Source organism: Bradyrhizobium aeschynomenes (genome assembly GCF_013178945.1).
Lineage (GTDB): Bacteria > Pseudomonadota > Alphaproteobacteria > Rhizobiales > Xanthobacteraceae > Bradyrhizobium > Bradyrhizobium aeschynomenes.
On sequence record NZ_JABFDM010000015.1, the window covers coordinates 1 to 11578 of the forward strand.

The following is an 11578-nucleotide window of genomic DNA, read 5'->3' on the forward strand; positions in this document are numbered from 1 at the left end:
AAGGGCCCGGCGAGAGGACATGCAATTGGGATTGACAAACCAAGGCCCGTTACAGAAGCCCGGATGAAAGGAGCGGCATCCGGGGCCTCACGAACTCCGAGTTTGAACCCGGATATCGCTCCGCTCATCCGGGCTACGCAGCCGGACTTTGGCTGATCCTGCCCATCCGGGGAGTTCCGAAACCCCGTCCGACGCTCCACATTGGCTACGACCCATGGAGCCATCGATGCCCGACCTCTCTTCGCTCTCCGCGCTGTCGTCAGCGATATCCGCGACCGTCGCCGCTGCCGCGCCCTCGCTCGTCTCCGTTCATTCGCACCGCTCGCGGGCCTCCGGCTTCATCTGGAAGCCGGGCCTCGTGGTCACAGCCGACGAAGCGCTAGCCGACGAAGGCGAGGTATCACTCGCATTCGCTGACGGTACGACGCGCGCTGCGACCATCGCCGGGCGCGATCACACCACGGACATCGCGCTGCTTCGCTTCGGCGGTCAGGACGCGCCGGCTGCGCTGCTCACAAACGATGTCCCGCCGCTCGGATCGCTCGCCGTCATCATGGCCGCCGACCAGGGCACGCCGGTCGCGGCACTCGCGCTCGTGTCGAAATCCGCCGGTCCCTGGCGTAGCCTGCGCGGCGGCGACATCGAGGCGAGGGTCGAGCTCGACACCCGCTTGCGCCACAGCTCCGAAGGCGGCCTCGTGCTCGACGCGCAGGGACACGCGATCGGGATGGCCGTACGCGGGCCGCGCCGCACGCTCGTCATTCCCGCCGCGACCATCGCCCGGGTGGCCGGCAAGCTCGAGACCCACGGCCGCATCGCGCGCGGCTATCTCGGCGCCGGGCTGCAGCCGGTCAGGCTCGATGACGGCTTGGGCGCAATGGTGATGAGCGTCGACAAGACTGGTCCGGCCGCCGTCGCCGGACTGCGCCAGGGCGATATCATCACCGCACTCAACAACCAGCCATTCAGAGGCATGCGCGCGCTGATGCGCGAGCTCGGCCCGGATAGCGTCGGCGCCGTGGTCGAGGTGGCGGCGCTGCGCGGCGGCGAGCCGTTACAGGTGGCACTGACCATCGGCGAGCGGCCCGCGTGAGCGCGGACGAACCCGCGCCGATCACGATCGCCATCACGGTCGACGATGCCGAGCTGGCCGACCGGCTGGCGGCGCTGCTCGGCGGCGTCGCCGGATTGCGGTTGGTCGCATCAGGCGAATACGCCGAGGTGGCGGTCACGCGCAACAGCGAGGACGCAAGCGACCGCCGGACGCCAGACGGTGCCGCGAGCGACGCGTTTCAGCTCACCGCGCGCGAGCGCGACGTGCTGGCGCTGATGGCCGAGGGCTGCTCCAACAAGGAGATCGCGCGCAGCCTCGGCATCTCCGTGCACACCGCGAAATTCCACGTCGGCTCGCTGCTCGACAAGCTCGATGCCACCGGCCGGACGGATGCGGTGGCGCATGCGGCACGGCGCGGGATCATCGAGCTTTAAGATGATCTCTCCGCACCGTCATTCCGGGGCGCCCGCAGGGCGAACCCGGAATCCATCGGGCGGCAGAACAAGAGGCAAGATGGATTCCGGGTTCATCGCTGCGCGATGCCCCGGAATGACGACGGAGTGTCGGGCGGCTACGCCTTCTTCTTCACGTCCTTGACGTTGGAGAACACGATGCCTTCTGCGCGTTCCTTGGTGTAGCCGAGATAGAACTCGTTCTTGGCGAGGAACACCGGATCGCCATCGACGTCGTCGGCGACACCGGAATTGTTGGAGGCGATGAACGCTTCCAGCTTCTTCTTGTCGTCGCAGGAGATCCAGCGGGCCAACGAGAATTCGGAGACCTCGAACTCCACCGGCAGCGAATATTCGGCGTCGAGCCGCGCCTTGAGCACGTCGAGCTGCAGCGGACCGACGACGCCGACCAGCGCCGGCGCACCGTCGCGCGGGCGGAACACCTGCACGACGCCCTCCTCCGACATCTGCTGCAGGGCTTCCTTCAGCTTCTTCGCCTTCATCGCATCGGTGAGGCGGACGCGGCGGACGATTTCCGGTGCGAAGCTCGGCACGCCGACGAAGGTCAGGTCCTCGCCCTCGGTCAGCGTGTCGCCGATGCGAAGCGAGCCGTGATTGGGAATGCCGACGACGTCGCCGGCAAAGGCTTCGTCCGCGACCGAGCGGTCCTGGGCGAAGAAGAATTGCGGGCTCGACAGCGGCATGGTCTTGCCGGTGCGCACCAGCTTGGCCTTCATGCCGCGGTTGAGCTTGCCCGAGCACAGCCGCGCGAACGCGATGCGGTCGCGATGGTTCGGATCCATGTTCGCCTGGATCTTGAACACGAAGGCGCTCATGCGCGGCTCGGCGGCATCGACCTTGCGCAGATTGGACTCCTGCGCACGCGGCGACGGCGCGTAGCGGCCGAGGCCTTCGAGCAGATCGCCGACGCCGAAATTGCGTAGCGCGCTGCCGAAATAGACCGGCGTCAGATGGCCCTCGCGGAACGCATCGAGCTCGAACGGCTTGCAGGCTTCCTTGACCAGCTCCAGCTCGTCGGTGATCTGGCCCATGTCGAGATTGGCGTTGAGCTTGCCGAGCTCGGAGATCGCGATCTGCTGCGCCGCGCCGGTCTTGGCGCCGCCGCCTTCGAGCAGGCGCACGCCGCCGTCGCGAACATCATAGGTGCCGATGAAGTCGCGGCCGCGGCCGACCGGCCAGGTCATCGGCGTGGTGTCGAGCGCCAGCGTCTTCTCGATCTCGTCCAAGAGATCGAACGTGTCGCGGCTCTCGCGATCCATCTTGTTGATGAAGGTGATGATCGGGATGTCGCGCAGGCGGCAGACCTCGAACAGCTTTCGCGTGCGCGCCTCGATGCCTTTGGCGGCGTCGATCACCATGACGGCGGAGTCGACCGCGGTCAGCGTACGGTAGGTGTCCTCGCTGAAGTCCTCGTGGCCCGGCGTGTCCAGCAGGTTGAAGACGAGGCCTTCGAACTCGAAGGTCATCACCGAGGTCACGACCGAGATGCCGCGCTCGCGCTCGATCTTCATCCAGTCCGAACGGGTGTTGCGGCGCTCGCCCTTGGCCTTGACCTGGCCGGCGAGATTGATGGCGCCGCCGAACAGCAGCAGTTTCTCCGTCAGCGTGGTCTTGCCGGCGTCCGGATGCGAGATGATGGCAAAGGTGCGCCGGCGCGCGACCTCGTCGGACAAGGCGGTGCGGGCGGGCTGTTCGGTCGTGATGGTGGTGTCGGACATGAGGCGGCAGGCGTCGTTTCGGGCCAGAGAACGGGCGATGTGTCGGGAGACGCGCGGGCTCACGGCCGCCGCGCGCCCTCCATATAGGCGTTTTGCACCGCAACTCCAACCGGGGAGTTCATCCCCCGCCCGCCCCGGATCAGTGCCGGAGCACCGACACCAGCCAGAAGGTCAGCGCCGAGACGATCGCGGAGGCCGGAATCGTGAAGATCCAAGCGTAGACGATCGATCCGGCGACGTTCCAGCGCACCGCAGAGGCGCGGCGGGCGGCGCCCACGCCGACGATGGCACCGGTGATGGTATGAGTGGTCGAGACGGGCACGCCGAGGAAGGTGGCCAGGAACAAGGTGATCGCACCGCCGGTCTCGGCACAGAAGCCCTGCATCGGATTCAGTTTGGTGATGCGCAGGCCCATGGTGCGGACGATGCGCCAGCCGCCCATCAGGGTGCCCAGCGCCATCGCCGCCTGACACGACAGCACCACCCAGAACGGCACCGTGAACTGCTCGCCGAGATGGCCTTGCGAATACAACAGCACGGCGATGATGCCCATCGTCTTCTGGGCGTCATTGCCGCCATGGCCGAGCGAGTAGAGCGAGGCGGAGGCGAATTGCAGGATGCGGAAGGCGCGGTCCACGGCAAACGGCGTCGATCGCACCGAGGCCCAGGACACGATCGCCACCAGGATCATCGCCAGCACCAATCCGACGAGGGGCGACAGCACGATGGCGAGGAGCGTCTTCGACAGTCCGCTCCAGACGGCGGCCGAGATGCCGGCCTTGGCGATCCCTGCCCCCACCAGCCCGCCGATCAGAGCGTGCGAGCTCGACGAGGGAATGCCGGCCGCCCAGGTGACGAGGTTCCAGACGATGGCGCCGACCAGCGCGGCAAAGATCACCTGTGCGTCGACGATCGCGGGATCGATGATTCCGGTGCCGATGGTCTGGGCAACATGCAGGCCGAATACGCCGAAAGCGATGAAGTTGAAGAACGCGGCCCAGAACACCGCATATTGCGGCCTGAGCACCCGGGTCGAAACGATGGTCGCGATCGAGTTGGCGGCATCGTGCAAGCCGTTCAGGAAGTCGAAGGCGAGCGCGACGCCGATGAGGCCGACCAGGATCGGAAGGCCGAGATGAGCATCCACGGCGCGCGCCCCTAGACCTGTTCGATCATGATCGAATTGATCTCGTTGGCGACGTCGTCGAAGCGGTCCGCGACCTTCTCCAGATGGTCGTAGATCTCGGCGCCGACGATGAAGTCCATGGTGTTGGCGTTGCGGTGCTTGAGGAACAGCTCCTTCAGGCCGATGTCATGGAGATCGTCGACACGCCCCTCGAGCTTGGTCATCTCCTCGGTGATCGCGGTGATCATCGGCACGTTCTGGCCGATGGCCTGCAGCAGCGGCAGCGCCTTCCCGATCAGATTGGCGCATTCGACCAGCAAAGTGCCCATCTCGCGCATGGTCGGCTCGAACTCCTTCACCTCGAACAGCACCACGGCCTTGGCCGTCTGCTGCATCTGGTCGATGGCGTCGTCCATCGAGGTGATCAGGTTCTTGATGTCGCCGCGATCGAACGGGGTGATGAAGGTGCGGCGGACGGCGGTCAGCACCTCCCTGGTGATGTTGTCGGCCTCGTTCTCGAACTGGCTGACGCGCTGGCAATGAACGAGAATGTCATCGCCGCCCTGCAGCATGTCCTGCAGCGCATGCGCGCCCTGGATCACCACCTTGTTGTGGCGGGTGAACAAATCGAAAAACCGCTCCTCCCGCGGGAGGACGGCGCGAAACCAGTGCAACATGGGACGAGGTCCATCGATTCTGGAACGGGCCAGGGCCGGCCCGTCACAGAACTGTCATATCCCGGATCTCGCCGCAGCAGAAGCGGCGGTCGGATCATCCACCGCTTTCTGCCATCTCGTAGGAATTACTCGCAAATCAATGACTTAGAGGGAGCGCTTGAACAGATGGGCGAGTTCCCCGATCACGCCGCGGCGGAAGGTCAGCACGCAGGCGACGAAGATGCCGCCCTGGATGACTTTCACCCACTGCCCGAAGCCGGCCAGATATTGCTCCATACCCACGATCACGAACGCGCCGACGACGGGCCCGAACACGGTTCCGAGGCCGCCGACCAGGGTCATCAGCACGATCTGACCCGACATCGCCACTTCGACGTCGGTCAGCGAGGCGTTCTGTGCAACGAACACCTTCAACGCGCCGGCCAAGCCGGCCAGCGTCCCCGACAGGATGAAGGCGAGCAGCTTGTACTGGTCGGTCTTGTAGCCAAGCGAGATCGCACGCTGCTCGTTCTCACGGATCGACTTCAACACCTCGCCGAACGGCGAGTTGATGGTGCGAAAGATCAACAGGAAGCCGCCCAGGAAACCAACCAGCACGACGTAATAGAGCACCGTCGGCTTGGACAGATCCAGGATGCCGAACATCCGGCCCTGCGGAATGCCCTGGATGCCGTCCTCACCATGGGTAAAGGGCACCTGCAGGTAGATGAAGTACAGCAGCTGCGACAGCGCCAAAGTGATCATCGCGAAATAGATGCCCTGGCGGCGGATCGAGATGTATCCCGCGACGACCGAGAGGACGAATGATCCGGCCACGCCGACCAGGATGCCGAGCTCGGGCGGCAGGCCCCAGACCTTGAGTGCGTGCGCGCTGCAATAACCGGCGGTGCCGAGGAACATCGCGTGACCGAACGACAGCAGGCCGCCATAGCCGATCAGCAAGTTGAAGGCGCAGGCGAGCAGCGCGAAGCACAGCGCCTGCATGACGAAGAACGGGTAGAGCCCCGTCCAGGGCACGATGGCGAGCAGCGCCGCCATGATGACGAACACGATCATCTCGTCGCGCATCGCGCGCGGGGTGATCGGCAGGGTCGCGTCGGTGATCGATGTCATGTCAGGCCGCCCGTCCGGTCAGACCCGTCGGCTTCACCAGCAGCACCAGGACCATCAGAACGAAGACCACGGTGTTGGAAGCCTCGGGATAGAAATATTTGGTCAGTCCCTCGATCACGCCGAGAGCAAAGCCGGTGATGATGGAGCCCATGATCGAGCCCATGCCGCCGATCACGACCACCGCGAACACGACGATAATCATGTTCTCGCCCATCAGCGGACGGACCTGGTTGATCGGTGCCGACAGCACGCCCGCGAGTGCGGCGAGTCCGACACCGAGCCCGTAGGTGAGCGTGATCATGCGCGGCACGTTGATGCCGAACGCCCTCACCAATGTCGGGTTCTCCGTGGCGGCGCGCAGATAGGCCCCGAGCCGGGTCCGCTCGATCAGGAACCAGGTCGCCAGACAGACGACAAGGGAGAAGATAACGACCCAGCCGCGATAGACCGGCAGATACATGAACCCGAGATTCATGCCGCCGCGGAGCTGATCGGGAATCGCATAAGGCAGGCCGGACGAGCCGAAGAAGTTCTGGAACACGCCCTGGATGATCAGCGCCAGACCGAAGGTCAGCAGCAGGCCGTAGAGATGATCGAGCCCGGCCAGCCATTGCAACATGGTGCGCTCGAGGACCATGCCGAAGATGCCGACGATGATCGGCGCCAGCAGCAGCGCCCACCAATAGCCGATGCCGCCGAGGTTCAACAGGAAATAGGCGCAGAACGCGCCCATCATGTAGAGCGCGCCATGGGCGAAGTTGATGATGTTGAGCATGCCGAAGATGACGGCAAGCCCGAGACTGAGCAGCGCGTAGAACGAGCCGTTGATCAGTCCAACCAGAAGCTGTGCGTAGAGGGCCTGCATCGTCTTGTTCTATTTTCTCTCGGCGTTTCCTCAGGGACCAACAGCCCCGGCGGCATCAGCCGCCTGGACTGCTGCGGCTCACTTCTTCAACAAGGCGCACGCGCTCTTGTCGAGCGGCGTGAAGGCCTGGTCGCCCGGCACCGAGCCGACCAGCTTATAGAGGTCCCACGGGCCCTTCGACTCCGCGGGCTTCTTCACCTCGAACAGATAGGCGGTGTGGATGGTGCGGCCGTTGGGCTGGATCTCGCCCTTCCCGAACAGCGCATCGTCGGTCGGCATCGACTTCATCTTGTCGACGATCTTGATGCCGTCATGCGGATTCTCGCCGAGCGCGTCCAGCGCCTTGAAGTAATGCGACAGGCCTGCATAGACGCCGGCCTGCACCATCGTCGGCGGCGCGCCGTTCTTCATCCGCTTGGCGAAGCGTTCGGAGAACGCTCGGGTCTGATCGTTCATGTCCCAGTAGAAGGTCTCGGTGAAGTTGAGGCCTTGCGCGATGTCGAGCCCAATCGATTTGACGTCGGTCAGGAACAAGAGCAGCGCCGCGAGCTTCTGGCCGCCCTTGGTGAGGCCGAACTCGGCCGCCTGCTTGATCGAATTGGTGGTGTCGCCGCCGGCATTGGCAAGACCGATGACCTTGGCGTTCGACGACTGCGCCTGCAGCAGGAAGGACGAGAAGTCGGAGGTGTTGAGCGGATGCTTGACGCCGCCGATCACCTTGCCGCCATTGGCAGTCACCACAGCCGTGGTATCGCGCTCCAGCGCCGCGCCAAAGGCATAGTCCGCGGTCAGGAAGAACCAGCTCGTGCCGCCCGCCTTGACCAGCGCCTGGCCGGTGGTGTGCGCGAGCATGTAGGTATCGTAGGTCCAGTGCACCGTGTTCGGCGAGCATTGCGCATTGGTGAGGTCGGAGGTGGCCGCGCCCGAATTGATATAGACGCCGTTCTTCTCCTTGACGACGTTGTTCACCGCCAGCGCCACGCCGGAGTTGGGCACGTCGACGACGACGTCGACCTTCTCCACGTCGAACCACTGCCGCGCGATCGAGGTGCCGATGTCGGGCTTGTTCTGGTGATCACCGGAGATCACATCGATCTTCCAGCCCTTGGCGGTGAGGCCGGAATCCTCGATCGCCATCTGCGCCGCGAGGGTCGAGCCGGGGCCGCCGAGGTCCGAGTACAGACCGGACTGATCGGACAGCGCGCCGATCTTGACGGTCTTGTCTCCGGCCGAGGCGATGCTGCCGGCTGCCACCGTGAGCGCCGTTCCCAGCAGCAATGACGCGATGAATCTGCTCTTCATTTCCAACTTTCCAGAACGTCCCAAAAACAGTGCCCCGACGCCGGTCAGACGCCGAGATAAGTATGCAGCTTGTCCATGTTGGCGGACAGATCGGCATTGGCGAATCCATCGATGATCTTGCCATGCTCGACGACGTAGTAGCGGTCCGCGACCGTCGAGGCGAACCGGAAGTTCTGCTCGACCAGGAGGATCGTGAAGCCCTCCTTCTTCAGCCGCGCGATGGTGTGACCGATCTGCTGGATGATGACCGGCGCGAGGCCTTCGGTCGGCTCGTCAAGCATCAGGAAACTGGCGCCCGTACGCAGGATGCGTGCGATCGCCAGCATCTGCTGCTCGCCGCCCGATAGCTTGGTGCCCTGGCTCTTCAAGCGCTCTTTCAGGTTCGGAAACAGCTCGAAGATCTGGTCGAGCGTCAGCCCGCCCGGCCGCACCACCGGCGGCAGCAGCAGGTTCTCGCGCACGTCGAGGCTTGCGAAGATGCCGCGCTCCTCCGGGCATAGTGCGATGCCGAGCCGCGCGATCTTGTCGGAGGTCATGCGGATCAGCTGCTGGCCGTTGAACTGAACCGAGCCGGTGCGTTTGCCGATGATCCCCATGATCGACTTCAGGGTCGTGGTCTTGCCGGCGCCGTTGCGCCCGAGCAGGGTGACCACCTCGCCGGCATTCACGTTGAAGTTCATGCCGTGGAGAATGTGGGATTCGCCGTACCAGCTCTCGAGATTCTTGACCTCGAGAATGGTGCTGGTGGCAGCCGCCTGCCCTGGGGTCGTGGCCGTCATCACCTCAGGCATGTCCGGCTCCCAGATAGGCTTCCTTGACGCGCTCGTCCTTGGAGAGCTCCGAATATGGACCTTCCGTCAGCACCTGCCCGCGCGTCAGCACGGTAATGGTGTCGGAGAGGTTGGCGACGACGCTGAGATTATGTTCGACCATCAGGATCGTGTACTTGGCCGAGATCCGCTTGATCAGGGCGGCGATCTTGTCGATGTCCTCGTGACCCATGCCGGCCATCGGCTCGTCCAGCAGCATCATCTCCGGATCGAGCGCCAACGTCGTCGCAATCTCCAGCGCGCGCTTGCGCCCATAGGGCATTTCGACTGCCGGAATATTGGCGAACTCGCTGAGACCGACGTCGTTGAGCAGCTCCAGCGCCCGACCGTTGAAGTGGTTCAGCACGCTCTTGGAGCGCCAGAAGTCGAATGACGAGCCATGCTGCCGCTGCAGGGCGACGCGAACGTTCTCCAGCGCGGTCATGTGCGGAAACACCGCGGAGATCTGGAACGAACGAACCAAGCCGAGGCGCGCCACGTCGGCCGGTGCCACGGCTGTAATGTCCTGACCCTTATAGAGAATCGTGCCGGCCGAGGGCCGTAGGAACTTGGTCAGCAGGTTGAAGCACGTCGTCTTGCCAGCCCCGTTCGGGCCGATCAGCGCGTGAATGGTGCCCCGGCGAATTTTGAGCGAAACATCGCGAACGGCAAAAAACCCCGCGAACTCCTTCGTCAATCCGTGGGTCTCGAGAATGAACTCGTCAGCCAAACAGATTCCCCCCGAGCCGGCGCCGTCAGCGCCTGGCCCTCGCTTCTCTTCCTGTAAGGCGGCTCTGCCGGATGGCTGGACGATTCCCGTCGCCACCCGCGGCCGCTTCGCGCCGGAATATGCCGTCAACCGAGGGAGTTAGGCAAGGCGGAAAGCTGGGCAACGGCGTCGCAAGCCGGCCGGTTGACCTTGCGTTGCGGGGGGTCTGTACTTCCCGCATACATAGAACCAAGCCCGACGCCGTCGCATGGACCGGGCGGAAGCTCGCGGGCGCGCCGACGGCCGTTCATCGGCGCAGCCGAAAGGTGCTCGCCGCTGCTGCGCTGCTACTTCGCCGTCTTCACCTCTTTGGCGTAGAGGTCGGGCTTGAAGCCCACCACCCGCTTGCCGCCGAGGTCCAGAACCGGCCGCTTGATCATCGACGGCTGCGCCAGCATCAGCGCGATCGCCTTGCTCTTGGTCAGGCCCTCCTTGTCGGCCTCTGGCAATTTCTTGAACGTGGTGCCGGCGCGATTGAGCAGCAGCTCCCAGCCGACCTCCTCGCTCCATGCCTCGAGCTTGGCCTTCTCGATGCCTGCGGCCTTGTAGTCGTGGAAGTCGTAAGCCACGCCGTGATCATCGAGCCAGGCCCGCGCCTTCTTCATCGTGTCGCAGTTCTTGATTCCGTAGATCGTGATGCTCATGCCACGCGTCCTCAACCAATCGTGTCCGACCGCGGCGCCTGTCTCATGTTGCGACAATCGGCCCCGCATTTTGCAGTGCGATTCACTCGCTTTTGATGCGGCAGCCGCAGTCCGTTCCGCAGTCGGAATTCACTCCGACCTTTGCCACGAAAGTGTCGGCTGAGCATTACATTTTCTTCGCATCCCCGGCGTATCTGGCCCACGAACAGGAGACCGCGAATGGGCAAGATCATGGTCCGTTGTCCGCAGACCGGCCGCAGCATCGAGACAGGGATGGAAATGGACGCCGAGCGCTTTCAGCGCATGCCCGTGTTCTTCTCCCGCGCCTACTGCCCGCACTGCCGCACCTACCATGAATGGTTTGCCGCCCACGCCTGGGTCGAAGAGACACGCGACCGCGAGCGCGTTGCGGTGGCGTGATTGCACATGCGATGACGCACGCCGTGACGACGGACGCGAGATCAAGATAGCAATGCAGCAACATCGTCCTCGGTGAGCGCCTTGCCGATGTTGCCTTCATTGTCGAACAACCGGTCGGCGATCGTCTGCTTGCGCAGCTTCAACTCGCCGATCTTCTCCTCGATCGTGCCGGCGGTCACGAGCCGATAGACGAAGTCCTTCTTGTCCTGGCCGATAAGGTGGGCGCGGTCGATCGCATGGGCTTGGACCGCCGGATTCCACCAGGGATCGTGGGTGACCACCGTGTCGGCGGCCGTCAGGTTCAGCCCGACGCCGCCCGCCTTTCAGGCGGATCGGGAATACCGGAATGTCACCGCGCTGGAACGGTGCGATCGCACGCTTGCGGTCGCGCGTGTTGCCGGTCAGCAGCTCATAGTCGATGTCAGCCGCCTCGAAGCGCTGCTCGATCAATTCGAGCATCGGAAGCAGCAGGATGGTGAACCTGGCGCACGCCGACGCGCATGCGCAGCATCCATGTACCGCGATCAGTGCCGAAGGATGGACTGGCGCTGCGGCCTGGGGATATCTGGGCGGGCCGCCGCATCTCATGGCTGGTACTGACAGCCCGC

Annotated in this window: 14 protein-coding genes; 4 read left to right on the plus strand and 10 right to left on the minus strand. The window is 64.2% G+C overall.

Annotation, left to right across the window (positions count from 1 at the left end; translation table 11 throughout):
- Nucleotides 1–226: 226 nt before the first annotated feature.
- Entirely contained in the window at nucleotides 227–1093 is an 867-nt protein-coding gene (locus HL666_RS29870) for a S1C family serine protease (protein WP_172185129.1), read from the plus strand.
- Entirely contained in the window at nucleotides 1090–1488 is a 399-nt protein-coding gene (locus HL666_RS29875) for a response regulator transcription factor (protein WP_172131873.1), read from the plus strand. Before HL666_RS29870 ends, HL666_RS29875 begins: the two co-directional genes overlap by 4 nt.
- Before the next feature lie 137 nt (nucleotides 1489–1625).
- Here HL666_RS29875 and HL666_RS29880 read toward each other — a convergent pair whose 3' ends face one another.
- The 9 genes from HL666_RS29880 to HL666_RS29920 form a co-directional block, all read right to left on the minus strand.
- Nucleotides 1626–3245: a peptide chain release factor 3 gene (locus HL666_RS29880; protein WP_172185131.1), complete on the minus strand. Its 1620-nt coding sequence runs from the start codon at nucleotides 3243–3245 to the stop codon at nucleotides 1626–1628.
- Nucleotides 3246–3384: 139 nt separating this feature from the next.
- Complete coding sequence (locus HL666_RS29885; RefSeq protein WP_172131875.1) at nucleotides 3385–4392, minus strand: inorganic phosphate transporter; 1008 nt, start codon at nucleotides 4390–4392, stop codon at nucleotides 3385–3387.
- 11 nt (nucleotides 4393–4403) lie between these two features.
- On the minus strand, nucleotides 4404–5048 hold the full coding sequence (locus HL666_RS29890; RefSeq protein ID WP_172109042.1) for a DUF47 domain-containing protein: 645 nt from the start codon (nucleotides 5046–5048) through the stop codon (nucleotides 4404–4406).
- A gap of 144 nt (nucleotides 5049–5192) precedes the next feature.
- Complete coding sequence (locus HL666_RS29895; protein ID WP_172109044.1) at nucleotides 5193–6161, minus strand: branched-chain amino acid ABC transporter permease; 969 nt, start codon at nucleotides 6159–6161, stop codon at nucleotides 5193–5195.
- A 1-nt stretch (nucleotide 6162) separates the two neighbouring features.
- Nucleotides 6163–7026, minus strand: coding sequence for a branched-chain amino acid ABC transporter permease (locus tag HL666_RS29900; RefSeq protein WP_172109046.1), 864 nt, complete (start codon nucleotides 7024–7026; stop codon nucleotides 6163–6165).
- 78 nt (nucleotides 7027–7104) lie between these two features.
- Entirely contained in the window at nucleotides 7105–8328 is a 1224-nt protein-coding gene (locus HL666_RS29905; RefSeq protein ID WP_172109048.1) for an ABC transporter substrate-binding protein, read from the minus strand.
- A 44-nt stretch (nucleotides 8329–8372) separates the two neighbouring features.
- Entirely contained in the window at nucleotides 8373–9119 is a 747-nt protein-coding gene (locus HL666_RS29910) for an ABC transporter ATP-binding protein (protein ID WP_172185133.1), read from the minus strand.
- Nucleotides 9112–9867, minus strand: coding sequence for an ABC transporter ATP-binding protein (locus HL666_RS29915; protein ID WP_172109052.1), 756 nt, complete (start codon nucleotides 9865–9867; stop codon nucleotides 9112–9114). The genes HL666_RS29910 and HL666_RS29915 overlap by 8 nt, the downstream gene beginning before the upstream one ends.
- 326 nt (nucleotides 9868–10193) lie before the next feature.
- Nucleotides 10194–10550 carry an ArsC family reductase gene (locus tag HL666_RS29920; protein ID WP_172109054.1) on the minus strand — a complete coding sequence of 119 codons (357 nt, stop codon included), beginning with the start codon at nucleotides 10548–10550 and terminating at the stop codon, nucleotides 10194–10196.
- 219 nt (nucleotides 10551–10769) lie between these two features.
- Here HL666_RS29920 and HL666_RS29925 point away from each other — a divergent pair, with 219 nt between their 5' ends.
- Nucleotides 10770–10970, plus strand: a complete 201-nt coding sequence (locus HL666_RS29925; protein ID WP_172185135.1) for a hypothetical protein — start codon at nucleotides 10770–10772, stop codon at nucleotides 10968–10970.
- Nucleotides 10971–11011: 41 nt separating this feature from the next.
- On the opposite strand, the gene HL666_RS34530 is transcribed toward HL666_RS29925, so the two are convergent.
- Nucleotides 11012–11251 (minus strand): DEAD/DEAH box helicase, encoded by a 240-nt coding sequence (locus HL666_RS34530; RefSeq protein ID WP_311976656.1) that lies wholly within the window; start codon nucleotides 11249–11251, stop codon nucleotides 11012–11014.
- Here HL666_RS34530 and HL666_RS34535 point away from each other — a divergent pair.
- Nucleotides 11244–11570: a hypothetical protein gene (locus tag HL666_RS34535; RefSeq protein WP_311976658.1), complete on the plus strand. Its 327-nt coding sequence runs from the start codon at nucleotides 11244–11246 to the stop codon at nucleotides 11568–11570. The two genes, HL666_RS34530 and HL666_RS34535, sit on opposite strands and share 8 nt — an antisense overlap.
- Nucleotides 11571–11578: the final 8 nt, after the last annotated feature.